Origin of the sequence: Streptomyces sp. NBC_00690 (genome assembly GCF_036226685.1) — a bacterium.
Taxonomy (GTDB): domain Bacteria; phylum Actinomycetota; class Actinomycetes; order Streptomycetales; family Streptomycetaceae; genus Streptomyces.
The window spans coordinates 5465999-5492398 of the sequence record NZ_CP109009.1 but is presented as its reverse complement, the minus strand read 5'-3'; the positions used below and the strand labels follow the sequence as shown (position 1 = coordinate 5492398).

General features: G+C 69.6%; 24 protein-coding genes and 2 pseudogenes. 13 read left to right on the top strand and 13 right to left on the bottom strand.

Going from position 1 to position 26400, the window contains the following annotated elements; translation table 11 throughout:
- Window positions 1-60: 60 nt before the first annotated feature.
- Window positions 61-1218, bottom strand: a complete 1158-nt coding sequence (locus tag OID54_RS24210) for a cystathionine gamma-synthase (protein ID WP_329022707.1) — start codon at window positions 1216-1218, stop codon at window positions 61-63.
- A gap of 155 nt (window positions 1219-1373) precedes the next feature.
- Here OID54_RS24210 and OID54_RS24205 point away from each other — a divergent pair, with 155 nt between their 5' ends.
- Both OID54_RS24205 and msrA read left to right on the top strand, forming a co-directional pair.
- Entirely contained in the window at window positions 1374-2480 is a 1107-nt protein-coding gene (locus OID54_RS24205; protein ID WP_329022706.1) for a hypothetical protein, read from the top strand.
- Between the two features lie 135 nt (window positions 2481-2615).
- Complete coding sequence (gene msrA, locus OID54_RS24200; RefSeq protein ID WP_329022705.1) at window positions 2616-3281, top strand: peptide-methionine (S)-S-oxide reductase MsrA; 666 nt, start codon at window positions 2616-2618, stop codon at window positions 3279-3281.
- Between the two features lie 135 nt (window positions 3282-3416).
- On the opposite strand, the gene OID54_RS24195 is transcribed toward msrA, so the two are convergent.
- Window positions 3417-3701 carry a hypothetical protein gene (locus OID54_RS24195; RefSeq protein WP_329022703.1) on the bottom strand — a complete coding sequence of 95 codons (285 nt, stop codon included), beginning with the start codon at window positions 3699-3701 and terminating at the stop codon, window positions 3417-3419.
- Window positions 3702-4006: 305 nt separating this feature from the next.
- Between OID54_RS24195 and OID54_RS24190 the strand changes: the two genes are divergently transcribed.
- Together OID54_RS24190 and OID54_RS24185 are read left to right on the top strand one after the other, a co-directional pair.
- Complete coding sequence (locus tag OID54_RS24190) at window positions 4007-4690, top strand: ClpP family protease (protein WP_329022702.1); 684 nt, start codon at window positions 4007-4009, stop codon at window positions 4688-4690.
- Between the two features lies 1 nt (window position 4691).
- Window positions 4692-5294, top strand: a complete 603-nt coding sequence (locus tag OID54_RS24185; RefSeq protein ID WP_329022700.1) for a ClpP family protease — start codon at window positions 4692-4694, stop codon at window positions 5292-5294.
- 54 nt (window positions 5295-5348) lie between these two features.
- On the opposite strand, the gene OID54_RS24180 is transcribed toward OID54_RS24185, so the two are convergent.
- Window positions 5349-5801 (bottom strand): helix-turn-helix domain-containing protein, encoded by a 453-nt coding sequence (locus OID54_RS24180; RefSeq protein WP_329022699.1) that lies wholly within the window; start codon window positions 5799-5801, stop codon window positions 5349-5351.
- A 383-nt stretch (window positions 5802-6184) separates the two neighbouring features.
- On the opposite strand from OID54_RS24180, the gene abc-f reads away from it, so the two are divergent.
- Window positions 6185-7855, top strand: coding sequence for a ribosomal protection-like ABC-F family protein (gene abc-f / locus OID54_RS24175; RefSeq protein ID WP_329022697.1), 1671 nt, complete (start codon window positions 6185-6187; stop codon window positions 7853-7855).
- On the opposite strand, the gene OID54_RS24170 is transcribed toward abc-f, so the two are convergent.
- Window positions 7852-7980, bottom strand: a complete 129-nt coding sequence (locus tag OID54_RS24170; protein WP_329022695.1) for a hypothetical protein — start codon at window positions 7978-7980, stop codon at window positions 7852-7854. The genes abc-f and OID54_RS24170 overlap by 4 nt on opposite strands.
- Before the next feature lie 72 nt (window positions 7981-8052).
- On the opposite strand from OID54_RS24170, the gene OID54_RS24165 reads away from it, so the two are divergent.
- On the top strand, window positions 8053-9684 hold the full coding sequence (locus OID54_RS24165) for a hypothetical protein (protein ID WP_443055668.1): 1632 nt from the start codon (window positions 8053-8055) through the stop codon (window positions 9682-9684).
- Window positions 9685-9822: 138 nt separating this feature from the next.
- On the opposite strand, the gene OID54_RS24160 is transcribed toward OID54_RS24165, so the two are convergent.
- Window positions 9823-11094: a L,D-transpeptidase gene (locus OID54_RS24160; RefSeq protein ID WP_329022693.1), complete on the bottom strand. Its 1272-nt coding sequence runs from the start codon at window positions 11092-11094 to the stop codon at window positions 9823-9825.
- A 259-nt stretch (window positions 11095-11353) separates the two neighbouring features.
- Here OID54_RS24160 and OID54_RS24155 point away from each other — a divergent pair, with 259 nt between their 5' ends.
- Entirely contained in the window at window positions 11354-11626 is a 273-nt protein-coding gene (locus OID54_RS24155) for a hypothetical protein (RefSeq protein ID WP_329022692.1), read from the top strand.
- A 262-nt stretch (window positions 11627-11888) separates the two neighbouring features.
- Here the strand turns inward: OID54_RS24155 and hutH are convergent, their stop codons facing one another.
- From hutH to OID54_RS24125, 6 genes and pseudogenes are all read right to left on the bottom strand, one after another.
- Window positions 11889-13442, bottom strand: a complete 1554-nt coding sequence (gene hutH / locus OID54_RS24150) for a histidine ammonia-lyase (RefSeq protein WP_329027748.1) — start codon at window positions 13440-13442, stop codon at window positions 11889-11891.
- 113 nt (window positions 13443-13555) lie between these two features.
- A pseudogene (locus OID54_RS24145) lies at window positions 13556-14371 on the bottom strand (diguanylate cyclase domain-containing protein); the annotation flags it as partial.
- 465 nt (window positions 14372-14836) lie between these two features.
- Window positions 14837-15181, bottom strand: a pseudogene (locus OID54_RS24140) (diguanylate cyclase); the annotation flags it as partial.
- A gap of 72 nt (window positions 15182-15253) precedes the next feature.
- Window positions 15254-16048, bottom strand: coding sequence for an enoyl-CoA hydratase/isomerase family protein (locus OID54_RS24135; protein WP_329022690.1), 795 nt, complete (start codon window positions 16046-16048; stop codon window positions 15254-15256).
- A 195-nt stretch (window positions 16049-16243) separates the two neighbouring features.
- Window positions 16244-17416, bottom strand: coding sequence for an adenylate/guanylate cyclase domain-containing protein (locus OID54_RS24130; RefSeq protein WP_329022688.1), 1173 nt, complete (start codon window positions 17414-17416; stop codon window positions 16244-16246).
- Window positions 17417-17544: 128 nt separating this feature from the next.
- A complete protein-coding gene (locus OID54_RS24125; RefSeq protein WP_329022687.1) occupies window positions 17545-18405 on the bottom strand; it encodes a biotin--[acetyl-CoA-carboxylase] ligase in 861 nt (286 codons plus the stop codon).
- Between the two features lie 131 nt (window positions 18406-18536).
- Between OID54_RS24125 and OID54_RS24120 the strand changes: the two genes are divergently transcribed.
- The 4 genes from OID54_RS24120 to OID54_RS24105 all read left to right on the top strand — a co-directional run bounded on the left by OID54_RS24120 (window position 18537) and on the right by OID54_RS24105 (window position 21450).
- Window positions 18537-20129: an acyl-CoA carboxylase subunit beta gene (locus OID54_RS24120; RefSeq protein WP_329022685.1), complete on the top strand. Its 1593-nt coding sequence runs from the start codon at window positions 18537-18539 to the stop codon at window positions 20127-20129.
- 37 nt (window positions 20130-20166) lie between these two features.
- Window positions 20167-20373 (top strand): acyl-CoA carboxylase epsilon subunit, encoded by a 207-nt coding sequence (locus OID54_RS24115; RefSeq protein WP_329022683.1) that lies wholly within the window; start codon window positions 20167-20169, stop codon window positions 20371-20373.
- A gap of 316 nt (window positions 20374-20689) precedes the next feature.
- Window positions 20690-20818, top strand: coding sequence for a morphogenic membrane protein MmpB (gene mmpB / locus OID54_RS24110; RefSeq protein WP_383535877.1), 129 nt, complete (start codon window positions 20690-20692; stop codon window positions 20816-20818).
- Window positions 20819-20838: 20 nt separating this feature from the next.
- A complete protein-coding gene (locus OID54_RS24105) occupies window positions 20839-21450 on the top strand; it encodes a nucleoside triphosphate pyrophosphatase (RefSeq protein ID WP_329022680.1) in 612 nt (203 codons plus the stop codon).
- A 137-nt stretch (window positions 21451-21587) separates the two neighbouring features.
- Here the strand turns inward: OID54_RS24105 and OID54_RS24100 are convergent, their stop codons facing one another.
- Complete coding sequence (locus OID54_RS24100) at window positions 21588-22040, bottom strand: hypothetical protein (RefSeq protein WP_329022679.1); 453 nt, start codon at window positions 22038-22040, stop codon at window positions 21588-21590.
- A gap of 468 nt (window positions 22041-22508) precedes the next feature.
- On the opposite strand from OID54_RS24100, the gene OID54_RS24095 reads away from it, so the two are divergent.
- Window positions 22509-24263, top strand: a complete 1755-nt coding sequence (locus tag OID54_RS24095) for an acetyl/propionyl/methylcrotonyl-CoA carboxylase subunit alpha (RefSeq protein WP_329022678.1) — start codon at window positions 22509-22511, stop codon at window positions 24261-24263.
- A gap of 323 nt (window positions 24264-24586) precedes the next feature.
- Window positions 24587-25171: a TetR/AcrR family transcriptional regulator gene (locus tag OID54_RS24090; protein ID WP_329027747.1), complete on the top strand. Its 585-nt coding sequence runs from the start codon at window positions 24587-24589 to the stop codon at window positions 25169-25171.
- 87 nt (window positions 25172-25258) lie between these two features.
- Here the strand turns inward: OID54_RS24090 and OID54_RS24085 are convergent, their stop codons facing one another.
- A complete protein-coding gene (locus tag OID54_RS24085) occupies window positions 25259-26197 on the bottom strand; it encodes a DeoR/GlpR family DNA-binding transcription regulator (protein ID WP_383535904.1) in 939 nt (312 codons plus the stop codon).
- Between the last annotated feature and the right edge of the window lie 203 nt (window positions 26198-26400).

Genomic DNA, 26400 nt, shown 5'->3' with positions numbered 1-26400 from the left:
CGGCACCCCGCGGTCGGGGTGCCGGCTCCGGTACGTCGAATCCGGGGGCGTCGGGATGCTTTAGCGTCCCAGTGCCTGGTGCAGGTCGGACAGGAGATCGTCGATCGCCTCAAGGCCCACGGACAGCCGCACCAGATCGGCCGGAACCTCCAGCGCCGAGCCCGCCACCGAGGCATGGGTCATCCGCCCCGGGTGCTCGATCAGGGACTCCACCCCACCCAGCGACTCACCGAGAGTAAACAGCTGGGCCCGGTTGCAGACCTCCACCGCGGCCTCTTCACCACCCTCGACCCGGAAGGAGACCATCCCGCCGAAGGACTTCATCTGCTTGGCGGCGATCTCGTGCCCCGGGTGCTCGGGCAGCCCCGGGTAGAGGACCTGGGTGACGCGCGGGTGGCGGGTCAGCATCTCCGCGACCCTGCCGGCGTTCTCGCTGTGCCGGTCCATCCGGACCGGCAGGGTCTTGATCCCGCGCAGCACCAACCAGGAGTCGAACGGGCCCGCGACAGCGCCCATGGCGTTCTGGTGGTACGCCAACTCCTCGCCGACCGCGGCATCGGCGGCGACCAACGCCCCGCCGACCACGTCGGAGTGGCCCCCCATGTACTTGGTCAGGGAGTGGACGACGATGTCGGCACCCAACGCGATGGGCTGCTGGAGATAGGGGCTGGCGAAGGTGTTGTCCACGACCAGTCGGGCGCCGGAGCTGCGCGCGATCTCGGCGAGCGCGGTGATGTCCGTGATGCCGAGGAGGGGGTTGGACGGCGTCTCCACCCAGATCAGCTTGGTCTTGGGGGTGACCGCGGCCCGTACCGCCGCCAGGTCGGAGGTGTCGGCGACCGACCATTCGACGCCCCAGCGCGCCACCACCTTGGCGAAGAGCCGGAAGGTGCCGCCGTAGGCGTCGTTGGGGATCACCACGTGGTCGCCGGGTTCGAGGAGCGCTCTCAGCAGGCAGTCCTCGGCCGCGAGCCCGGACGCGAAGGCGAGCCCGCGCCGACCGCCTTCCAGCGCCGCGAGGTTCTCCTCCAACGCGGTACGGGTCGGGTTGGCGCTGCGGCTGTACTCGTAGCCGCCACGCAGTCCCCCGACACCGTCCTGCTTGTAGGTGGAGACCTGATAGATGGGCGGGACGACCGCGCCGGTCAACGGGTCGGCGGTGTTGCCGGCGTGAATGGCGAGGGTTTCGAGGTTCTGGGAGCTGTGCTGGTGGCTCATAAGTCCCTCAGGGTAGTCCCGCCGCGCGGGTGGGGCGTCTACCGTCCACGGGCGTGGCCCGCGTCCGCCCGATCCATGGACAGGCCCCGCCCCCTGCGCTGTGCACGGCCCGCGGGACGTGGCCCGTTACCCGGGCGGTCCGGGACAATGGCGTCATGGAGATTCTGTGGTTCCTGATCGCGATGGCCATGCTGGCCGCGGTCATCGGTCCTTACGTCATGCGCCGGCGCCGTGGTGGCATCCAGCAGGTGGCTCCCGGCTCACCCGATGCCGCCGACCCGCAGAGCTATGGATTTATGCGGCAGGAAGAGCTCGACATTCGGCTTCCCGGCCCCGATCAGGATCTCCTCGATGTGCTCGACGTGGTCCAGCGGACGCAGGACTGGCGGGCCGCCGCACAGTTGCTGTCCGGTACGCCGAAGGACGGCGAAGTGCGCTGGCAGCGGGTGCAGGCGTTCGCCGGCGCCGCATCGCTGGAGCTCCAGGAGAGGCCCGGCGTTGGCGGGGCGTGGCTGCGGGCGTGGCGCTCGGAGTCCCCGAAGGACGCGGGCGGTGCGCAGGTCCATGCGGAGTTCCTGGTCCAGCAGGCGTGGCGGTCGTCCGCCGTGGGCTCGGACGACTTCCGGATCATCCTCGAAGAGGCCCGTACGGTCTGCGGCGAAGCCGCGCTCCTCGGTCCGGGCGACCCGGTTCCGTACATCGTGGAACTGGCGGTCGCCCGTGGCCTCGGCTATCCGCACGACCAGTTCGACCAGCTGTGGGCCAAAGTGATCGACCGCGCTCCGGAGCACATGGGGGCGCACCTGGCCGCCCTGCGGTACTGGAGCGAGAAGTGGCACGGCAGCCGGCAGGAGGCGGACCACTTCGCCACCACGGCCGCGGCGCGGGCCCCGCGGGGTTCGTTGCTGGCTTCGCTGCCGCTGTTCGCGGTGCACGAGCACATGCCCGACCTGGTGATGGTCCAGGGCTTCTACCAGACCGCCGTCGTGTCCAAGGCGATGGAGGGCGCGCTGTACGCGGTGCACTCGGCCCGCGCCGACGACCCGATGCTCGCGCACGTACGCCATCTGCTGATCCAGTTCCTCGTACGCTCCGAGCGGTGGGCGGAGGCGATGCACCAGCTCGTCCGCGTGGACGGGCACGTCGGTGCGGTGCCGTGGACGGAGAGCTCAGACCCGGCAGCGGAGTACACGGTCTACCGGAACCTCGCGGTGGCCGGGTACGAGGCGAACGGCGGCAGCCCGGCGACCCTCTCCCACTGAGGCCCGCGGGGTCACGGACGGCCGGGGGCACGGACTACCGAGGGGGGACGGACGGCCGGGGAAGGGCGGTCCGGGGAATGCGGAATCGCTTTCGTACGTTGGTCAATAGGCCCAGCAATCTCAAGGAGCCCTCTTATGTTCCTGTCCCGCCGTCCCCCTCAGCTGCCGACCCCCGACCAGGCGCTCAAGGGACGCCCCGCGCCCGCGTTCGAGGTTCCCTCACGCCATACGGTCCTGGGCAATCCCCTGCTGGGGCCCTATCCCGCGGGCCTGGAGGTCGCTGACTTCGGTCTGGGATGCTTCTGGGGTGCCGAGCGCAAGTTCTGGCAGACCCAGGGCGTCTGGACGACGCTGGTCGGCTACCAGGGCGGGGTCACGCCCCACCCCACGTACGAAGAGGCATGTTCGGGCCTGACGGGTCACACCGAGGCCGTCCGTGTCGTCTTCGACCCGTCCGTCGTGTCGTACGAACAGCTCCTGAAGGTCTTCTGGGAGTCCCACGACCCGACGCAGGGCTTCCGACAGGGCAATGACGTGGGCACCCAGTACCGCTCCGCGATCTACACCCACACCCCGGACCAAGCAGCCGCCGCTGCGGCGTCACGCGATGCCTACCAGCAGGTTCTCAACGGTTCGGGCTACGACGACATCACCACCGAGGTGCTCCCGGAGGAAGGCCGCCCCTTCTATCCGGCGGAGGCGCATCACCAGCAGTACCTCGACAAGAACCCGACGGGCTACTGCGGCATCGGCGGCACGGGTGTGAGCTGCCCGATCGGTGTCGCCAAGGCGGATGGCTGATCCTTCTCCACGGGGATCGACGGAGGCATTGGCAGCACAGGGGCGGACCCGACGAGCGTCAGGTCCGCCCCTGGCACACACCTTCCGCGGGCCATCCGACGCCCCGCCGGACGCTGCACTTCGCCCCTCTTTCGTCTACGGGAACTCCCGGGCCGAGGGGTCCAAGTGCACGAGTAACGGCCCGGTGGCCGTGCTCCATGACTCGCCCCGCGCCAGCGCGCCGGCTCCCTGACTGCGCAGGGCCTCGACCGTGGGGGTGAGGAAGGCTTCCCGCCAGTCCTGCACGGCCTCGGGCTTCATTCCGCTCGCTCCCACCACCGAGCCGACCTTCGCCTCCAATGCTGCTGCGCCCGTGGCGACATCCTCACCGATCCATTCGTCGACGTGAACGTCCATGAGTGCCCATGAGATCTTGATCATGCGTTGAATCGTAGGCATGGGCAGGGTTGGGTCCGGAAGACCGGGTGCGGTGATATCTGCCGGGCGACCGAATCCGGGCCACTGCCCAACGGCGCCACGGCCGTGATGACTCCCGGCACAGCTCCTGCCGCACAACTCCCGCTGGTGCGAATCCTGTTGGTTCCCGGCGAACTCGTTCGGGACCGCAGCATCGGCCCACTCTGCTCTCGGCCGATCTGCCACGGGCAGAGAAAGCCGACCGTCGTGTGTCAGCCCGCGGACAGTGGTGAGTGCGGCACCAAGGGCCGCCATCACGAGGAGGTTCCATGTCAACGTTGTTGTCCCCGTGGGAACGGCCAGGGAGCGCACAGGACCGGTACGCCGGGAGCGACGGTCCGCGGGCGGCCGAAGGCGAGACGCCCGCCACCCCCTTCGACGATCAGCTCGCCGGCCAACTCCTGGCACGGCGGATCGTCTTCCTCGGCACCCAGGTCGACGAGGTGTCCGCGAACCGGGTCTGCGCCCAACTGCTGCTGCTCTCCGCCGAGGACCCGCAGACCGATATCGCGCTCTACATCAACAGCCCGGGCGGATCCGTGACCGCAGGGCTCGCCATCTACGACACGCTACGGCTGATCCCCAACGACGTGTCCACGCTCGCCATGGGATTCGCCGCGAGCATGGGGCAGTTCCTGCTCACCGTGGGCACCCCGGGCAAGCGCAGCGCACTTCCGAACGCGCGGATCATGATGCACCAGCCGTCCGCCGGCATCGGGGGAACCGCTGCGGACATCGCGATCCAGGCCGAGAACCTCGAATTCACCAAGCGGACCATCGAACGGATCACGGCCGAGCACACCGGGCAGAGCGTGGAGACGATCTCCCGGGACAGTGATCGGGACCGTTGGTTCACCGCGGAACAGGCCAGGGAGTACGGCATGGTGGATCGCGTCGTCGCCTCGCTCGACGACATCCGGCCGGCCGGTGCGCGACGACGGATGGGGCTCTGACATGGCCCAGTACACGATTCCGACCGTCATCGAGCGCACCGCACAGGGCGAGCGGGCGTACGACATCTACAGCAGGCTGCTCTCCGAGCGCATCATCTTCCTCGGTACGGAGATCGACGACGGTGTGGCCAATGTGGTCATCGCCCAACTGCTGCACCTCGAATCGTCCAACCCGGAGAGCGAGGTGGCCATCTACATCAACTCGCCCGGTGGCTCCTTCACCTCGCTGATGGCGATCTACGACACGATGAGCTTCATCCGCGCGCCCATCTCGACGTTCTGCGTCGGCCAGGCGGCCTCGACCGCCGCGGTGCTGCTGGCGGGTGGCGATCCGGGACGGCGGTTCGTGCTGGAGCACTCGCGGGTGCTGCTCGGACAGCCCTCCAGCCGGGGCAGGCAGGGCGTGGTGTCGGATCTCAGCCTGGAGGCGAAGGAGATGCTGCGCATCCGCTCCCAGGTGGAGGAGGTGCTGACCCGGCACACCGGGCACGACGGCGCCGCGCTGCGGACCGCGATGGACCGGGACCGGGTGTTCACGGCGCAGGAGGCGGTGGCGTTCGGGCTTGCGGACGAGGTGATCAGCAGGCGGCAACTGCCGGGGTGAAACCGCGAGGGCAGGGCGCGCCCGCCCTGCCCTGCGTTGATGGGGTTTGCGGCGTCAGGCCGCGAGGCTCACCTGGCCCTGGTAGCGGGCAGGGCCGCCGCTCCGGTGCTGGGGCCGGATCTGGTGCTGGTGCTGGCTCTGCTGCTGGTGCTGGAGCGCCGGGTTGGACGCGCCGATCCGCTGGAGTCGTCCGGTGGATCCGGTGCGACGCGCCAACTCGTCCTGGGTCAGTGCGAGGAGTTCGGCCAAGCGCAGTCCCAGGGCGCCGGCCGCCGCCGCAAGGACTTCGGACGAACCCTCCTTGCGTCCTCGCTCCAATTCGGAGAGGTAGGGCATCGAGATCCGGGCCGCGTCCGCGACGTCCTGGAGGGTGCGCTCCTGTGCGAGCCGTTCACGACGCAGCACGCCGCCGACGACATCGCGCCAGAGTGGCTCCCGCTCGGCAGGGCCCGGGGACGCCTGGCGCAGGGGGACGACACGGGCCGGGTTCGACGCTTGGCTACTCACCTTGCCAGCGTAGGAAGTGCATCCGCCGAAAGGGAGACGGCTGCGTTGCGCCCCGCGCGAAATCCCCGCGCGAAAGCGGGGGGCGGGCCCGGCAGCCGAGCCGTTCGTGACGGCAGAGCAACCGGATCGGCACCCCGGATGCGGTACGAACAGACCGCCACCCGTACCGGCACCACCGGAGGGAGCGGGCGATATCGGCACGCGTCCATCGGGCGGGTCTGGTTACAGTGGAGGCATGGGTTCGCACAAGCACTACTTCTTTCTCTGATTCCGGGCACGGACGCCGCGTCCGTGGCGCGCATGGTCGCGCCGCGCTGATCTCGCATGCCGTCCGCCTCGCCCGTTGAGTCCGAACCCTCATCTCTTCTTGTCAGGGAAAGATCATGCGCGAACGCGCCCAGTTGTCCATGAAGGACGTCTCGAAGTCTTACGGGGACCACGGGGACCGCTCCGTCCTCGATCAAGTGACCCTCACCGTCCAGCCCGGCGAACGCGCCGGAGTCATCGGTGAGAACGGCTCCGGCAAGTCCACCCTGCTCCGCCTGATCGCGGGAGTGGAACCCGCCGACACCGGTGAAATCACCGTGCATGCGCCGGGAGGCGTCGGCCATCTCGCCCAGACCATCGCCGAGACCTTCGGGCTCGGCCCCGATCACACCGTCGATGACACGATCGATGCGGCCCTGGTCGAGCTCCGGTCGATCGAGCGTCGGCTGCGCCAGGCCGAGCAGACCCTCGCCGACACAGACACAGGTGCAGGTGCAGAAGCACTCGCCGTCTATGGCGACCTCCTGACCGCCTTCGAGGACCGCGGCGGCTACACGATGGACGCCCGGGTGGACGCCTCGCTGCACGGGCTCGGCCTGTCCGGACTCTCCCGGCAGCGCCGCCTCGGCACGCTCTCCGGCGGACAGCAGTCCCGCCTCGCCCTGGCATGCGTCCTCGCCGCCTCCCCCGAACTGCTCCTCCTCGACGAACCGACCAATCACCTGGACGAACAGGCCGCGACCTGGCTCGAAGAACGGCTGCGCGCCCACCGCGGCACAGTGGTCACGGTCACCCATGACCGGGACTTCCTCGATCGCATCGCCACCACCATCCTGGAAGTCGACCGGGACACCCGTGCCGTGTCCCGGTACGGGGACGGCTGGCAGGGCTACCGCACCGCCAAGGCGGCCACGCGCCGGCGCTGGGAGCAGCGCCACCAGGAGTGGTTGGAGGACGTGGCGCGCACACAGGAGTTGGTCGCTGCCGCGGGACAGCGGCTCGCTTCGAGCGGCAAGGACCCGCGGGAGGGTTTCGGCAAGCACCGCCGATCCCATGAGGACAAACTCTCCGGGCAGGTCAGGGCGGCGCGTCAGCATCTGGAGCGGCTGCGGAGGGAGCCGGTGCAGGCGCCGCCTGAACCCTTGCGCTTTCGGGCCCGGCCCACCTCGTCGGCCGGTGCCGGGCTGCTGGTCGAACTGACGGACGTGAGCGTCGGTCGACGGCTGCGCCTTGCCGGGCTGCGGGTGGAGTCCGGAAGCCGATTGCTGGTCACCGGCCCCAACGGCGCGGGGAAGACGACCCTGCTGGGTGTGCTCGCGGGAGAACTGCGCCCCGATTCCGGGACGGTGACGCATCGAACGGGGGCCGCGGTGGGCTACCTCCGCCAGGAGTTGCCCGCACAGCCGTCCCGACTTCCGTTGCTGACCGCCTATGCGGCCGGCCGACCCGGGCTGCCCGAGGAGTACGCGGACGAACTGCTGGACGTCGGCCTCTTCCACGAGGCGGACTTCACCGTCCCGGTGGCCGCGCTCTCCGTCGGTCAGCAGCGGCGGCTGGAGTTGGCCCGGCTGCTGGCCGCACCGGTGGACCTCCTCGTACTCGACGAGCCGACGAACCACATGGCGCTGAGTCTGGTGGAGGAGCTTGAGGCGTCGTTGGCCGACTACGCCGGTGCGGTGGTGGTGGTCTCGCACGACCGCAGGTTCCGAAGGGGGTTCGAGGGGGAGCGTCTGGAGCTGAGGGCGGGCGCCAGCGTGTCGGACCGGACGACGTACGCCTCGATCTAGCGGCGGACGGCCGTCGCCCCCGTGCCCGGGTCGAACGAGGGCTGCGGGTGACGGTCCGTCGTCCCCGGATCGCCGCTGCCATGGCTCGATGTCTCGGTGGGGCGATGGAGCACGATGTGGCGCATGAGCTCCTCGCTTCGATGTGCGGAGGTCGACGGCCGCCGAACCGGCATTCACCCGACAGTAGGGTTTGTGGCGTGGGGTTCAGTGAACAGGCAACAGCGATCAGACCGGCAGCGACCACCGTCGAGCGGGACGCACCACCCGAGTGGCGCGTCCCGCTCCTGGTGACGGGGGTGATCCTGCCGTTCTATGTGGTCTGGGCACTATGGCTGGCCACCGGCGGCGGGGATCTGGCGGCTCAGTTCGCCTGGACGGGCTTTGTGGAGCGCCACCCCTGGTCCGCGTACAACCTGTCCTGGTACGGGGGGATGCACACCGCGAACTACAGCCTCCTCGCGCCTCCGTTGATGGCGGCCTTCGGTGTCCCGGCGGTGTCCGTCGGTTCGGGGCTCGTCGGTACCTGGGCGTTGGCCCGTCTCCTCCAGCAAGCGAAGGTGCAAGCGCCCCTGTGGCCGGCGCTGCTCGGCGCGGTGGCGATCTGGTGCAACGTGGCCTCCGGGCGCACGACGTTCGCCCTGGGGCTGGCGATCGGGATGCTCGCGCTGGTGTGGATGCGACGCACGCTGCTCGCCGCGCTGTTCGCCGCGCTCGCGACCATGGCGAGCCCGGTCGCCGGGCTGTTCCTCCTGGTGGTGGGCGCGGCCCTGGCGCTGGAGCGGCACTGGCGGCGGGCTGCCGCCCTCCTGGTGCCACCGACCGTGGTGGTGGGCGCCGTCACCCTGCTCTTCCCCTTCGCGGGGGAGATGCCGATGCCTTCGGGAAAGTTGTGGCTGCCGCTCCTGGTCTGCGCGATCGTGGTCCTCACCGCGCCGGACGAGTGGCGCATCGTGCGGTACGGGGCGGGCATCTACGCCCTCGGCGTGGTGCTGACGTTCTTCATACCGTCGCCGATCGGGACCAACGTGGAGCGGTTGGCCGGTCTCGCCGGACCGCCCGTGCTGCTGGCCGCTGTGCTGGCGCACGGTGGTTTCGGCCGCCTTCTGCGTTCGGCCGGCGGTGGGCTCACGGGTGCGCTCCGCGCGGCGCTCGTCGTCGTACTCGCCGTCAACACGTTCTGGGTGCTGGAGAAGACGAAGGACGACCTGGTCGTCTCGGTGGATGTGCCGTCCTGGGCCAAGAACACGGAGGGCGTCGTCGGCGCCTTGACCCGACTGGGCGCCGATCGGACCCGGGTGGAGGTCGTCCCGGCGCGCAACCACCGGGAGGCCGACGTCCTCGCCGAGCACGTGAACATGGCGCGGGGGTGGAATCGTCAACTCGACGTGGAGCGCGGACGGCTCTTCTACGACGGTTCGCTGAGCACATCGACCTACCGTCAGTGGTTGGACCAGCGAGGGGTCGGCCTGGTGGTGGTGCCGCACGGTCAGATCGACGGACCGGCCGAGGGCGAGGCCGAGGTCGTCAGCAGTGCGCCTGCGTGGCTGGAACGGGCCTGGGGCGACAACGACTGGACGGTCTACCAGGTGCGGGACGCCGTACCGCTGGTCTCGTCGCCCGGTACGGCTGTACGCAGTGATGCGGCCGAGCTCGTGGTGCGGATGCCGTCGGCGGGGTCGGTGACGGTACGGGTCGCGTACTCGCCCTGGCTGCGGGCCGATGGGGCGTGTCTGCGTCCGGAGGGCGAGTGGACACGGCTGACGGTGGAACGCGGCGGGGAGTACCGGATGGGCTCTCGCTACGGGTTGACGCGCCAGTCGGAGTGCTGAGAGTGGGTCGCTGAGAGCGGATCACTGGGGGCGGATCAGCAATGAGCGGCGGCGACAACCCCGGGTGGGGTGTCGCCGCCGCTCGTACCGTCCTGTGGGGCTCATCGGCCGGCCCCTGGCGGTTGGTCAGGCGGTTGGTCAGACCTTGGAGCCCGCCTTCCAGTCCGCCCAGTTCATGTTCCATCCGTTCAGGCCGTTGTCCGGCTTGATCGTCTTGTCCTTCGAGTTCTTGACGATCACGACATCACCGATGATCGAGTTGTCGTAGAACCAGGCGCCGGGCTGCTTGGAGTCGTTCGCACCCTTGGCGTCGTTGAGCCCGACACAGCCGTGACTGGTGTTGTTGCGACCGAAGATCCCGTCGTCGCCCCAGTAGTTGCCGTGGATGAAGGTGCCCGACGTGGACAGCCGCATGGCGTGCGGAACGTCCTTGATGTCGTACTCGCCCTTGCCGTCGTCATCGGTGAAGCCGACCGTGGCGCCGTTCATCCGGGTCTCCTTGAACTTCTCGGAGATCACCATCTGACCGTTGTACGTGGGGGTGGTCGGCGCTCCCGCGGAGATCGGGATCTCGCGGATGGTCTTGCCGTCCTGGGTCACCGTCATCATCTTGGACTTGGCATCCACGGTGGAGACCTGGTTGCGGCCGATCTTGAAGGTGACCGTCTTCTGCTGGACGCCGACGACACCGGGTGCGCCCTCGACGCCGTCCAGGGCGAGCTTGAGGGTGACGGTCGAGTCCTCCTGCCAGTACTGGTCCGGCCGGAAGTCGATGCGCTGCGAGTTGAACCAGTGGCCGACGACTTCCTGTCCGCTGCTGGAGGAGACGGTGATCCCCTCCTGAACGGCCTTCTGGTTCACGATCGGCTTGTTGAAGTTGATGGAGACGGGGTGTCCGACTCCGACGGTGGAACCGTCCTCCGGCGTGAAGTTGCCGATGAAGCTGTTGTTCGGGGACACAGTGGTGAAGGAGGTGTTCTCGTGGGCGGTGAGCCCGGCGGAGTCCTTCGCGGTGACAGCGATCTTGTAGCTGGTGGACCTCTCAAGCTGTCCGTCCGGGGCCCAGCTCTTGCCGTCGGCGGCGAGCGTGCCCTTGACCGTCTGACCGGCCTCGGACGTCATGGTGACCTCGGTGAGCGTGCCTTCCTCGACGGTGACCTTGGCGGCGTTGTTGATGCTCGCGTTGGTCGCACCGTTCTTCGGGAGAATGGCTATTCGCGCCTTGGAGGTCTCCTTGGCCGCCGCCTCGTCAACCTGTGCCTGGGACTTCTTGGAGCCGTCGGAGCTGTCCCCGCCCTTGTCCCCGCCGTCGCTGCTGCAGGCGGACAGCACCAGCACCCCGCTCAGCACCGCTGACACGGCCACAAGACCCTTGCGCCGCCTGCTGTCCGTCATCACACGCTTCTCCATCGTCCCGTTTTCCCCTGACCGAACTACTGAGTTCAACACCCATTTCGGGCTACCCGGTTCCTACTCCCCCACAGATGTGGGGAACGCCACTCGCCGGATGCCTACACGGCCGCCTTCTTGGTGTATCACCATCTTCCCTGGTGGGGTCCCGGCATTCACGGGTGGGTCTTGCGAGCTCCCGGCTTTCCTCCGAACCGCTGCTTTCACTAGCATCAGCGCATCCGGCCAACTCCAGTACGTCTCAAGGGAGATCGTGTCCGTGTCCGTCGCACGCCGACCGCTTCTGACCGCCGCAACCGCAGGAGCCCTTCTCTGTGCGCTGTGGTTCGTTCCGTCAGCGAACGCCACAGCAGACCAGGACGGGACGGGGAACCAGCGAACCACAGCAGGGGTGACCGGCGAGGAGCTGAGACTTGCCGACACCGGCAGCCCCGACACCACTCCGTATCTGATCGGTGGCACGGCTTTCCTCGGCATCGGCGTGGGCTTTGTGACCTACGCCGTGCGCCAGCGTGCGTCCTTGGTGACCTGAGGGTCCTTCGGGCCTGTACGTAGCCGGCTGGGCCCAGGGAGGACCGAACGACGGGTCCAGCAGGGCCGCGAGGAATGCTCGCCGCCTGTCCCCTCTCATGCAGAAGGGCTGTCCCCGCAGATCCTGCGGGGACAGCCCTTCTGCCATGCGGCGCCGGAGCGAAGGTTCGAGGCAGGAGCCCAGCTCCAGGTCAGAGCCAAGGCCCGGGCCAGAACAGCCGGCTGGAGGAGAACAGTCGGCCGGTTCAGCGCAGGGGGAAGGTTCAGACCAGGGGCCCGGTGACCTCTTCCACGGCCGAGACGAGCTTCCCCTCCCGTACGAACGCCTCCGCTGCGGCCAGATCGGGCGCGAGGAACCGGTCCGGGCCGGGGCCCTCGACACCGGCCTTGCGCAGGGCGGCGATGGCGGCGACGGAGGCGGGCGCCGGGGTGAGGCCGTGGCGCAGTTCGATGGCCCGGGTCGCGGCGTACAGCTCAACGGCGATGATCTTCCCGAGCGCATCCACGGCGGTCCGCAGTTTGCGTGCCGCGGACCACCCCATCGATACGTGGTCCTCCTGCATCGCGGATGACGGGATCGAATCGACGGAAGCGGGTACCGCGAGCCTCTTCATCTCGCTGACCAGCGCGGCCTGCGTGTACTGGGCGATCATCAGGCCGGAATCGACGCCCGCGTCGTCCGCGAGGAAGGGCGGAAGGCCGTGGTTGCGGTTCTTGTCGAGCAGCCGGTCGGTGCGGCGCTCGGCGATCGAGCCGAGGTCAGCGGCGGCGATGGCGAGGAAGTCAAGGACGTAGGCGACTGGTGCGCCGTGGAAGTTGCCGTTGGACTCGACCCGTCCGCCGCCTTCGTCGTCGAGGAGGACGACGGGGTTGTCGACGGCCGCGGCCAACTCGCGCTCGGCGACCAGTCGGGCGTACGCGACGGTGTCCCGTCCCGCGCCGGCGACCTGGGGTGCGCAGCGTACGGAGTAGGCGTCCTGGACCCGAGGGGCTTCGTCCTGCTGGAAGTGGCCGGTGAGACCTGACCCCTGGAGGACGGAGGCCATCTGGGCGGCCGAGACGCTCTGGCCGGGGTGGGGGCGGATCGCATGGAGTTCGGGTGCGAGGACCTTGGCGGTGCCGAGGAGCGCTTCCAGGGAGAACGCGGCGGTGATGTCGGCCGAGGTGTAGAGGCGTTGGAGGTCGGCGATCGCCATGATCAGCATGCCGAGCATGCCGTCGGTGCCGTTCAGGAGGGCGAGCCCCTCCTTCTCCCGCAGTTCGACGGGGGTGATGCCGTGCGCGGCGAGGAGTTCGGCCGCGGGTCGCACCTGTCCGTCGGGGCCCTCCGCTTCGCCTTCGCCCATGAGGGTGAGGGCGCAGTGGGACAGCGGGGCGAGGTCTCCGGAACAGCCCAGGGAGCCGTACTCGTGGACGAGGGGGGTGATACCGGCGTTGAGGAGTTCCGCCATGGTCAGCGCGGTTTCGGGGCGCACTCCGGTGTGTCCCGAACAGAGGGTCTTCAGCCGGAGGAACATCAGGGCGCGGACGACCTCGCGCTCGACGCGGGGGCCCATGCCGGCGGCGTGGGAGCGGACGATGTTGCGCTGGAGGCGGGCGCGCAGGTCGGGGCCGATGTGCCGGGTGGCGAGGGCACCGAAGCCGGTGGAAACGCCGTAGACGGGCTCGGGTTTGGCGGCGAGTGCGTCCACGATCGCGCGGGAGGCGGCGAGGGCGGCGAGGGCATCGGCAGAGATCTCGACGCGGGCGTCGGCGCGGGCGACGGCGATGACCTCATCGGCGGTGGTACCTGAGGTTCCCACCACGACGTTGTGCATATCCATATTCAGCAGCGTACGGACTGCATTGGACTATGTCACCAGGGATGGGGGACCCATCCTGGGGACGTGCCCTGCGGAGCGAGCCCCCCGGCCGGGTGGGCATCGGCGGCTCACGGCTCGCTCCAGGGCTCGGCCACGTCCTCCGGTGCGACACCGCGGAAGCGGCGGCGTTCCTGCTGGTGCTGCGGCCGGGGCGGGGTGTCGGCGAGTTGGAGCACCGTTCCGTCGCGGCCCGCGACCACCGGCTTGACGGAGCGTGCGGCCTTGGCCCGGTACTGGGCTGCGTCAGCGAGCCGAAAGAGCCTGCGGGCGCTGCGCACCTGGCCGATGGGGTCGCCCGTCGATGCGACACCGCAGGCCACCCCGTCACCGAGCTCCATCTCCGCAGCCCGTACGCACAGTTCGTCGGCGACCCGGACGACCTCGTCCGACGACGGCCCGATCGAGACGAGACAGAATTCGTCCCCGCCGAGCCGGGCCACGAGCGCACCCGGAAGCATCGCCCCGCATAGGGAGAGCACGGAACCGAACCGTTCCAGCAGACGGTCCCCGACCGCATGGCCATGGGTGTCATTGACCTGTTTGAGTCCATTGAGGTCGCACACGACCAAGCTGACCACGGAGTCGTCATCCCGGTGGCGTTCCAGGGCCTCATCGAGGCGGGCGTCCACTGCGCGGCGGTTGGCCAGCCCGGTCAGGGGGTCGGTGAAGGCCAGCCTGCGGACCTCTTCGAGGCGTTCCGTCTGGGCGATGCCCGAGGCGATCACCGAGGCGAGGACGGTGGCGAAGTCGGCGTCCTCCCGGCCGAAGACGGGGGCGCCGAGCGGTCGGGCGACGTACAACTCGCCCCAGGCACGACCGTGCAGCACGATCGGGGCGACCACGCAGCAGCCGCGCCGGCGTCGACGGAGTGCGGCCACCCGCGCTTGCGGTCCGGTGGGTCCGGGCGGAAGCGAGGGATGCCGATAGCCGCGGGAGAGGGGCGGCCGGTCGGCCGTGGACTGCTGGACGGGTCCGGACGGCGGCGCGGACTCCTCCCGCGGGGGGAGGCCCTCGGGAGCGAAGGGGTCTGCGGACAGTGCGTGCCCGGGCCAGAGCGCCCCGGAGGCGGAGTCCTCCGCCCGGGAGTCCTCAGCGGCCGATGGGGCGTCTGCACCCCGAGCGCCGTGCGCGTCGGATGCGTCGGATGCCTTGTGTGCATCGCCGGTGTCCTGCGTGGTGAAGGCGCGGCCAGGGCGATCCGCTTCATTCCCGCCCCGCCTCCCGGACGATGGGGCAGGCGACCCGCCGTGCGTACCCGAGGCCGGCGGGGGCGCACCGGTCGCGTCCGCAGCCTCGGGAGCGCCCGTAGCGCCTTCGTCCCCGTCGCCCCGGCCCGGCTCCCATTCCTCCCCCGGCTCGGGCAACAGCGGGCCGTCCGCCGACTCCACCCAGGCGTCCGGCTCTCCGCCGCCCGCCCAGCGCTCGTGCAGGAACTCCGTGATCTCCGGGAAGCGGTTCACCGGATACGTCTCCGATTCGGGGAACTCCTCCTCGTCGGGCGCCCGGTCCCCCGCGTTCACCAGTACCCTCAGCCGCCCCCGCTCGCGCTCCCACACCGAGAGCGCCGCGAAGGAGCCGGCCAGCGCCGAGCACGCGCCCACTGCCGCCGCCCGCCAGGACTCACGCGGAGTGTGCGCGGCTGCCATCGCCTGCGCCAGCGCCACCACGGCCCGCAACTGCCGATCCTCAGCCATCACCCCAGCTTAGGGACGATTGGCTGGATTTGATCGGTTGGAATGAGTCGCGGTTCTGATGGTCACTCAAAGTCACTGACCGGGCCAGTCAGGCTTCCGCTTCTCGTTGAACGCCGCAACACCCTCGGCCCGGTCCCCCGAGAAGGCGACGGAGCGCCAGGCGGCATCCTCCACCTCAAGTCCCGCACGCAGGTCGAGCCCGTGCCCCAGCCGCATCGCCCGCTTGGCGGCCCGCAGTCCCACCGGTGAGTTCTGGGCGATCCGCGCCGCGATTTCGAGTGCTCCCGTCCGGGCGTCCGCCGCCAGTTGATCGACGAGCCCGAGGCCCAGCGCCTCCTGAGCCTCGACCCTACGGGCGGTGAAGACCAACTCGGCGGCACGGGCCGCGCCGACCCGGCGCGGGAGCAGTTGGGTTCCACCGCCACCGGGGATCACCCCGACGGAAACCTCGGGCAGTCCGACCACCGTCGTGTCGTCGCCGACGATCAGATCGCAGGACAGGGCCAACTCGAAGCCGCCGCCGAGGGCGAATCCATGCACGGCCGCGACGGTGGGCATGGGCAGCTCCAGGACACCGGTGTAGGCGGCCCGGGCGGTGGGCCGCTGTCGTACCAGGTCGGCATCGGTGAAGGAGTTGCGCTCCTTGAGGTCCGCGCCCACGCAGAAGGCCCGGTCGTGGGAGGAGCTGACGACCGTGACGCGTACGGCGGGGTCGGCGGCGAGCGCATCGCAGGCCGCGGCGATGGAGCGGGCCATGGCCGTGGAGACCGCGTTCATCGCCGCGGGGCGGTCGAGGACCAGTTCGGCGACATGGCCGCTCTGGCGGGTGACGACGAAGTCACCGAAGCGCTGCTCGGCATCGGACATGGAGGCCCTCCCGGTTAACGTTGGTTCACCGGATCATAGGGGCAGCCCAAAATCCGACCCACGGAAGGCCCTGAAAGGCCCTGAAAGGCCCTGAAAGGTTCTGGAATACCCAGAAAGGCCAGCAAGGCCAGCAAGGGCCGAGCCGGTCCCAGGAGAAGACGATCCGGGTCGACACCCGGCGCCCGACGACTCCCCTCAGCGGCGGCGCGTCAGCAGCCAGGGCTCGACCACACCAAGCCCGCGCACCGGACGCTGCCACATCGGCTGGAGTGCGAAGCGGTACGAGGGCGGCACCTCGCCGTCCTTCTCGGCCGCAGCCGCTTCCTCGGCCGCGGCGGCCTCCGACGCCGGAGCGTCCCCGGTGCGAATCAGCCCCTCGGCGAACGCCCCGTCCACGAGGACGGCGTCCTTCGGCGCTATCGACGTCAGTCGGCTCGCCAGGTTCACCGTCGTGCCGAAGACATCACCCATCCGCGTGGTGACCGTCCCGAAGGCGATCCCCACCCGGAGCGCGGGCATCGTCTCGTCCTGGGTCATGGCGTCGATCAGCCGGAGCGCTATCTCGGACGCGGTCCGAGCGTCGTCGGCCGCGAAGAGCACCTCGTCGCCGAGGGTCTTGATCAACCGTCCACCGTGCGCGGCCACCAGATCGGCCGCCGTGGTCTCGAACGCCTCTACCAGCTCGCCCAGTTCCTCTTCCTCCAGTCGCCGGGTGAGCCGGGTGAAGCCCACCAGGTCGGCGAAGCCCACGGCGAGCCGGCGATCGACCATCTCCTCGTCGTCAGCGGCCTGGACGACCCGCCCGGTGGCTGCGGCGAGCTGCCGCCGCCAGACGTACACCAGAAACTCTTCAAGCTCCGGAAGGAGCAGTTCCACCAGTGGATAGGTGACTTCGGTGCGCGTCATGCCGGGCTCGGGCGGCTCGGTCAGCCCCTCCAGGAAGGAATCGATCTGCCACTCCGCGAGCCGGGCCGTCGTCTGTCCCGTCGAGCGGGCCACCTGGATCGCCATGGGTTCGCTCAGCAGCCCGGCCTCCACCAGGCCCGCGAGCCGGCGCAGCGCCAGCACGTCCGCCTCGGTGAGCGCCTTGGCCTGCCCGATGTCCGCAAAGCCCATGGCTCGCCAGAACCGGGAGGCCAGTTCCATGGAGACTCCCGCGGTGCGCGCCGCCTGGAACGGCGTATAGCGGCGGTCCGCGCCCAGGATCAGCTGTTCCAGCCGGATGGCCAAGGGGTCGTCGGTGGGCTCCGCGGTGTGGTCGACCGCATGGTGCGGGGTCGGATGAGCGGCCCCGGAGCCCGTGGCACCGCGGGAGCCGCCGGACCCGTCCGGCGCGTCCGCGCCGGAAGTGGTGTCGTCGACGGTCACCACCCGCCTCCTGCCCGTTCCCTGCGCGCTGCCCTGCCGGTCTGTCGCTCGATCGCCTCAACGATACGGCAGGTGTGCCCTGGCTCACGTGCCAGTCGCCGTACCCGTTCACCCGGGAGCACGGAAGATCAGCCGGCCGGTCTCAGATGCACGATGTCACCGGCACCGATCGGGTGCCGTTCACCGTCGGGCAGGGCGAGCACCAGCCGCCCGTCGCCGTCGAGCGCCACGGCCTCACCGGTGAGGGAACGCCCGCCGGGCAGCTCGGCCCGGACGGTGCGACCGAGCGTCGCGCAGCCGGCGGCGTACGCCTCCTGGAGTTGGGAGAGCCGGGGGTCGCCGTCCGTCGCACGCCACTGTCCGTACCAGTGCTCCAGGGAGCGCAGGATCGCCCGCAGCAGAGTGTCACGGTCGGTGGAGACTGCGTTCGCGAGGGCGAGGGACGCGGCCGTCGGCACGGGGAGCTCATCGGCGCGCAGGGTGACGTTGATGCCGATGCCGATCACGATCGCGCCGTCTCCGGCTCGCTCGGCGAGAATGCCGCCGACCTTGCGTTCTTCGCCGTCGACGGTCACGAGCAGGTCATTGGGCCATTTGAGCGACATATCGATGCCTGCGGACCGGCTCAGCCCGCTCGCGGCGGCGACTCCGGCGAGCAGCGGCAGCCACCCCCACCGCTCAACCGGGATCTCGGCGGGTGGCCGGAGTAGTACGGAGAGGAAGATTCCCGAGCGCGGGGGTGCGCTCCACACCCGGTCGAGCCGCCCCCGCCCGGCGGTCTGCTCCTCCGCGACGAGCACCGCGCCCTCGCCCGGCAGCGAGGCGGCCCTGCGGACCAGTTCGGTGTTGGTGGAACCGATCGCGGGCAGCAGCTCGAAGGAGGTCCACAGGCCCTCGGGCTGGATCAGGGCACGGCGCAGCGCGGCGGCGTTGAGAGGGGGTCTGTCCAGGTCGGACCAGGGGCTGAAGTGCGCATTCCGGGGCGTCATGCAAGACAGGTTAGGTGTGGTAAACACCGCACTGCCGAACGGTATCCACGCGGATACGCTACGAAACAGAGCCAGGGAGTTCCGCCAAAGGCCGCCCGCAGGCGGTTGACCAGCCAGGGAGCCACATCCCGATGTCCGAGCCGGCACAGATCGACATCCACACCACCGCGGGAAAGATCGCGGACCTTCAGCGCCGTACGGAAGAGGCCACGCACGCCGGGTCCGCACGCGCAGTGGAGAAGCAGCACGCGAAGGGCAAGCTGACGGCCCGTGAGCGGATCGGTCTGCTGCTGGACGAGGATTCTTTCGTGGAGTTCGACGAGTTGGCCCGGCACCGCTCGACGAACTTCGGTCTGGATGCGACCCGCCCCTACGGGGACGGCGTGGTCACCGGCTACGGCACGGTCGACGGCCGTCCGGTCGCCGTCTTCTCCCAGGACTTCACCGTCTTCGGCGGCGCTCTGGGCGAGGTGTACGGCCAGAAGATCATCAAGGTGATGGACTTCGCGCTGAAGACCGGCTGTCCGATGATCGGGATCAACGACTCCGGCGGCGCCCGCATCCAGGAGGGTGTGAGCGCGCTCGGCATGTACGGCGAGATCTTCCGCCGCAACACCCACGCCTCCGGTGTGATCCCGCAGATCTCGCTGGTCGTGGGTCCATGTGCGGGCGGCGCCGTCTACTCACCGGCGATCACCGACTTCACGGTCATGGTCGACCAGACCTCGCACATGTTCATCACGGGCCCGGACGTCATCAAGACGGTCACCGGCGAGGACGTCGGCTTCGAGGCGCTCGGCGGTGCACGTACGCACAACACGACGTCGGGCGTGGCGCACCACATGGCGGGGGACGAGAAGGACGCCATCGAGTACGTGAAGTCGCTGCTGTCCTATCTGCCGTCGAACAATCTGTCCGAGCCGCCCGCCTTCCCGGAGGAAGCGGATCTGTCGGTGAGCGGCGAGGACCGCGAACTGGACACCTTGATCCCGGACAGCGCCAATCAGCCCTACGACATGCACACGGTGATCGAGCACGTACTGGACGAGGGCGAGTTCCTGGAGACACAGGCGCTGTTCGCTCCGAACATCCTGACCGGCTTCGGCCGGGTCGAGGGCTTCCCGGTGGGTGTGGTCGCCAACCAGCCGATGCAGTTCGCGGGCTGTCTGGACATCAATGCGTCCGAGAAGGCCGCGCGTTTCGTCCGTACCTGCGATGCGTTCAACATCCCCGTGCTCACCTTCGTGGATGTTCCCGGCTTCCTGCCGGGCGTAGACCAGGAGTACGGCGGCATCATCCGCCGCGGCGCCAAGCTGATCTACGCCTACGCCGAGGCGACCGTGCCGCTGATCACGGTCATCACCCGCAAGGCGTTCGGCGGGGCGTACGACGTGATGGGCTCCAAGCACCTGGGGGCGGACATCAACCTCGCCTGGCCCACCGCGCAGATCGCGGTGATGGGCGCCCAGGGCGCGGTGAACATCCTGCACCGGCGCACGATCGCAGCGGTGGACGACGCGGACGAGGCTGAGGCCACCCGGGCGCGGCTGATCCAGGAGTACGAGGACGCCCTGCTCAACCCGTACACGGCGGCCGAACGGGGCTATGTCGATGCGGTGGTCATGCCGTCGGACACACGGGCCCAGGTGGTCCGTGGTCTGCGACAGCTGCGGACCAAGCGCGAGAGCCTGCCGCCGAAGAAGCACGGCAACATCCCGCTCTAGGCCCACGAGGCTCCAGGCCGTCAGAAAGGGCGAGGCCATGATCAAGGTCATTCGGGGCAATCCCACGCCGGAGGAGTTGGCCGCCGCACTGGCGGTGGTTCAGGCACGGGCGGCGGCATCGACATCCGCCGCCGCGGATACCGCGTTGCCGCCCGAGCAGTGGGCGGACCCGGCACGGATCGCCCGTGGCGGCAGGCCGCTGCCGGGCCCGCGGGCCTGGGCTCGGACGTACTGGCCGGTGTGAGCGTTGAGCGCGAGCCCCCGGACGCCGTGGGAAACCCGGCGCCCGGGGGTTGGTGCCGTCGTGCCGCGGCCCGGCAGGTCCCGGCCGCCCGGAGCCGCGGCAAGGGGTGACTCCACGCGGGGACGAGAATCCTGGGAATCCCCTATTCCATGCCATGCCGCGCCCCTGCACAGGTGGATCGGCGGCACAAGGATTCCGGGCGAGAACATCTGGTTATCACGCGATAACCGGGCTCGATGATCTGGTCTTGGGCACGGTCGCGATTGAGTACCGGTACTCAGGCGCCCGGCGGCGTCACGACCGCAGGATCGAAGACATGCTGTGGTCGGACCCCCAGAACGAACCGCCCGAGGAACTGCGCGAGACACAGGCGATGATGCGCCGCGTCGGCGTGGTGCTTGCCCTGGCCATGGTGCTCGCCATGTTCGTGGTGGGCCTGCACTGACCACCGCCTACGATGGCGACATGACCGCCCCCACCCCCCGCCTGCGCCTGATCCTCGCTTCCGCGTCGCCCGCCCGTCTCGGCCTGTTGCGGACCGCCGGCTTCGCCCCCGAGGTGATCGTCAGCGGTGTCGACGAGGACGCTCTGAGCGCTCCGACCCCCGCCGAACTCGCCCTGGTCCTCGCCGAGGCGAAGGCCGCGGTCGTCGCCGCGCTGCCCGAGGCCGCCGGCGCCCTCGTCGTCGGCTGTGACTCGGTGCTCGAACTCGACGGTGAGGCCCTGGGCAAGCCCTCCGACGCCGAAGAGGCCACCGCGCGGTGGAAGTCGATGCGCGGACGCTCGGGCGTGTTGCGTACGGGGCACTGCGTCACCGACACGGTGACCGGGCGCATAGCGTCCGCGACGGCGTCCACGACGGTCCGCTTCGGCGAGCCGTCGGACGCCGAGATCGCGGCGTACGTCGCCAGCGGTGAACCCCTCCACGTGGCGGGGGCGTTCACCCTGGACGGGCGCTCCGCGCCGTTCATCGACTCGATCGACGGCGACCACGGCAATGTGATCGGTCTTTCCCTGCCGCTGCTGCGCACCCTGCTCGCCGAACTGGACCGTTCGATCACCGATCTGTGGACCTGAGGACCGGCCCCGACCTTGCTCCCGGGCAGGATGTGGGCCCGGATGTACGGAGGGACAGTGCGACCGGGCAGACGGCCTCCTGACCTGCCCTGAGCCCCAAGTGCAACGTCTGCGGGAGGTGCTGGCCCGGTGTTTTCCTACGCCGGCGCGACCCCGCTGCTCGGCAGTGCCCCGTCTGCGGGGGTGCACGCCTGCGGCTGCCGCCTCCCGTAGGACACAAGCACCCACACCAACAGCGCGAGCACCGCCATGAGCAGCACGAATGCGGACCAGCCCACGAGTCCCACGGCGAGGGCGCCGAGCACACCGTGCAACACGGCGGCGCAGACCAACAGGGCGTGTGCGAACCGACCGGGCGCCCGGTCGCGTACGCCCAGTCGGAGGGCCACCAGTGCGCACGCCCCGAGAAAGACGCCGAGGGCGGCCCCTGCCGCCCAGGTCGCGGTGACCATCGTGTCGGGGGCCAGGCCGTCCAGGGACATGTTCTGCCCCTCGACGACGACGGCGAGGACCCCATGGATCGCCACCGCCCCGACGGCCTCCATCAGCAGCACTCCCGCGGTCACCATGGCCACCGTTCGACGCCCCATGCCGCCCACCCCCTCGTTACCGTCGGTACATGCGGTGAATGCCCGCACGTTACTAACGGGTAGAAGCGGAGACAAGGCTTTGCGCAAGGGCCGAACACGCTCGGTCACACCGCAAAGAATCATTCGCCCATTCGTAGGGACTCCACAAAGAAACCCATTCTTCGGCTGGCCCCTCGAACAGAGACCTCTACCACATATCGGGGCTAGTGTTCGGAGAGGAAACCCGCCGCACCACGGTTCGACAAGGGGTTTCCTGCTGTCCGTGCGTCTTGGATAACGCTCTGTGTGGGCAAGCTCACCCTTGTGGACGGGTCGAAAGGCCGTGTCGGCAGTCCCTAAACTCAGCGTGATCCGGGAAGCCATCGAAGTCATCGGCACGGTGACCTTTCGAGCGCCCTGGCTCGGGTGTGTCCGACCAGGGTCCCCGGGGCCGCCCCCCGGGAAAAACACTGCAAGGAGGGAGCCATCGTGCGCAAGGTGCTCATCGCCAATCGAGGCGAAATCGCTGTCCGTGTCGCCCGTGCCTGCCGGGACGCCGGGATCGCAAGCGTAGCCGTCTACGCGGACCCGGACCGGGACGCCCTGCACGTCCGCGCGGCCGACGAGGCATTCGCACTGGGTGGTGACACACCGGCCGCGAGCTATCTCGACATGGCCAAGGTGCTGCAAGCCGCGAAGGACTCCGGCGCGGACGCCATTCACCCCGGATACGGATTCCTTTCGGAGAACGCCGAATTCGCGCAGGCCGTCCTGGACGCCGGTCTCATCTGGATCGGCCCGCCGCCGTCCGCCATCCGCGACCTCGGCGACAAGGTCGCCGCCCGTCACATCGCGCAGCGCGCCGGCGCCCCCCTGGTGGCTGGAACCCCCGACCCGGTCTCGGGGGCCGATGAGGTCGTGGCGTTCGCCCAGGAGAACGGGCTGCCCATCGCGATCAAGGCCGCATTCGGCGGTGGCGGTCGTGGGCTCAAGGTGGCCCGCACCCTCGAAGAGGTGCCCGAGCTCTACGACTCGGCCGTCCGCGAGGCGGTCGCCGCCTTCGGCCGCGGCGAGTGCTTCGTCGAGCGCTACCTCGACAAGCCGCGCCACGTCGAGACCCAGTGCCTGGCCGACAGTCACGGCAATGTCGTGGTCGTCTCGACCCGTGACTGCTCGCTCCAGCGCCGCCACCAGAAGTTGGTCGAAGAGGCGCCCGCGCCCTTCCTCAGCGACGAGCAGAACGCCCAGCTGTACTCCGCGTCCAAGGCCATCCTCAAGGAGGCCGGCTATGTGGGCGCCGGCACGGTGGAGTTCCTCGTGGGGGTCGACGGCACGATCTCCTTCCTCGAAGTGAACACCCGCCTCCAGGTCGAGCACCCCGTCACCGAAGAGGTCACCGGCATCGACCTCGTACGCGAGATGTTCCGGATCGCCGACGGCGAGGCACTCGGCTACGACGACCCGCAGCTGCGCGGCCACTCCTTCGAGTTCCGCATCAACGGCGAGGACCCGGGCCGCAACTTCCTGCCCGCCCCCGGTACGGTCACCGTCTTCGACCCGCCGAGCGGCCCCGGTGTCCGGCTGGACGCGGGCGTGGAGTCGGGCAGTGTGATCGGCCCCGCGTGGGACTCCCTGCTCGCCAAGCTGATCATCACGGGCGCCACCCGGGAGCAGGCACTCCAGCGCGCCGCCCGTGCCCTGGCCGAGTTCAATGTCGAGGGCATGGCCACCGCCATCCCCTTCCACCGTGCGGTGGTCGCCGACCCGGCGTTCACCAGTGATCCGTTCCGGGTGCACACCCGGTGGATCGAGACCGAGTTCGTCAACGAGATCCCCGCCTTCGCGGCGGTCACCGACGCGGACACGGAGGACGAGACGGGCCGGGAGACGGTCGTCGTCGAGGTCGGCGGCAAGCGGCTTGAGGTCTCGCTGCCCGCGTCGCTGGGGATGACCCTGGCCCGCACCGGCCTCGCCGCCGGCGCCCGGCCCAAGCGGCGGGCGGCGAAGAAGTCCTCGTCCGCGGCCTCGGGGGACACCCTCGCCTCTCCGATGCAGGGCACCATCGTCAAGGTGGCCGTCGAGGAGGGCCAGGAGGTCAACGAGGGCGATCTGATCGTCGTCCTGGAGGCCATGAAGATGGAGCAGCCCCTGAACGCGCACCGCGCGGGCACGGTCAAGGGACTGAGTGCCGAGGTCGGCGCGTCCATCTCCTCCGGTGCCACCATCTGCGAGATCAAGGACTGACCTCCGGGTCGCTCCCCCACCGATTCCCGCACCGATCACCAGCCCGTGGTCATGAGCCCGCCCGAAGCCGAACGGCATCGGGCGGGCTCTGTCAACTGCCCCAGCAGCGGGCACGACCGATGGCATCCTTAGGTGCTGGGGCTGACCCGGGGGAGGGTGGTAGACGGATGGCGACTGATACGGCGGCGGGCGGGGCACGGACGGGTGATGACCCGGCGCGCCCGCACACCGAACCGGTCAGTGGGGAGTGCTTCCCGCTGACCGCGTTGGCCGCGAGCCCGAGCGCCATCCGGGAGGGTGCGCCCGCCGGTGCCGTGCGGCCCATGCGCGCCGATGCCCGGCGCAACTACGAACGGCTGCTCGTCGAGGCCCGTACGGTCTTCTCCCAACACGGCACGGACGCCGCGCTGGAGGAGATCGCCCGCCGATCGGGAGTCGGCATCGGCACGCTCTACCGCCACTTCCCCAACCGTCAGGCGATCATGAACGCCGTCTTCCAGGAGGCGAAGACCGCCCTGTTGGAGCGCTCGCGGGAGTTGGCCCACGCCGAGCAGCCGTGCGGCGCCCTGATCGAGTGGCTGCGCGCCCTGATCTCCCATGCGAGCGAGTACCGGGGACTGGCGGGGGCCCTGATGTCGGCCTCCCGCGACGACAGCCTCGCCCTGTCCCAGTGCTGTGTCCCGTTGGCCGAGGCGGGGAACACCCTGCTCGCCCGGGCACGGGAGCGCGGGGCCGTGCGCTCGGACGTCTCCATCGACGATCTGATGCAGTTGACGAACGCGATCGCTCTCGCGGCCGAACAGGCCCCCGACGATCCCGAACTGCCGGACCGTCTGCTGCTGCTCACGCTGCACGGACTACGGGACGACCAGCGGTCCTACGCATCGGCGACCGCGTCGACCCGCTAGCGGTCCACGCCATCGGCCCCGTCCACCGAGGGTGGCGGGGCCGATGTATAGGGACCGACAGGTCACAGGCTGCGGCGGACCAGCGCCTCAGCGTCGACGCAGATCGGCCACCCGGGCCCGGCGCTCGATCCCGCCGGACCCCGTGCCCGGCTCCAGTCCGCCCGCGGCACTGAGCCGCGTCGGCCCGGGACCTGCGCCACCGCGCGTACGACGCTGACCGGGCAGCGGCACCTCACGGCGGGAACGTCCCGGAGCCGTATCGGCGTCGGAGCCGGGGTCACCCGAACCGGCGATGGCGATCTGCACACCTTGGTCGGCGAGGGCCTGGAGTTCCGTCGCCGCACGGTCGTCGTGGGGCGGCGGCTCATCCGTGACCAATCGGGTGATCACATCGGTGGGCACCGTCTGGAACATCGTGTCGGCGCCGAGTTTGGTGTGGTCGGCGAGGACCACCACTTCGGCCGCGGCCTGCACCAGTGCACGATCGACACTGGCGGAGAGCATGTTGGAGGTGGAGAGTCCCCGCTCTGCGGTGAGCCCGCTCCCGGAGAGGAAGGCACGCGACACCCTCAGACCCTGGAGGGACTGCTCCGCGCCACTGCCCACCAGCGCGTAGTTGGAGCCCCGCAGGGTGCCACCGGTCATCACGACCTCGACGCGATTGGCATGGGCCAATGCCTGCGCGACCAGCAGGGAGTTGGTGACGACGGTCAGGCCCGGAATGCGAGCCAGCCTGCGGGCCAGCTCCTGAGTGGTCGTGCCTGCCCCGACGACGATGGCCTCGCCCTCTTCGACGAGGCTCGCGGCGAGATCGGCGATGGCCGTCTTCTCCGCGGTGGCGGACAGTGATTTCTGCGGGAACCCGGACTCCCTGGTGAAACCGCCCGGTAGCACCGCACCGCCGTGCCGGCGGTCGAGGAGTCCCTCTGCCTCCAGTGCCCGCACGTCGCGTCGTACGGTCACTTCGGAGGTCTGGACGACGCGGGCGAGCTCACGGAGCGATACGGCTCCGTTGGCGCGCACCATTTCTAGGATCAGTTGGCGACGTTCTGCAGCGAACACGAAACTGACAGTAACCTGCGCGGCAGATAGTTTTCAGCAGTATGCGCCGAATAACAAGTATTGCGCTCAGCAAGGGCGGTCAAGTGGTATACGCAAGCGCATAGTTGATCATCCGTCGAGGCATGTGCCCGGGGTTCGGTGGATTTCGTCCCCCCGGGCGCTCGTAC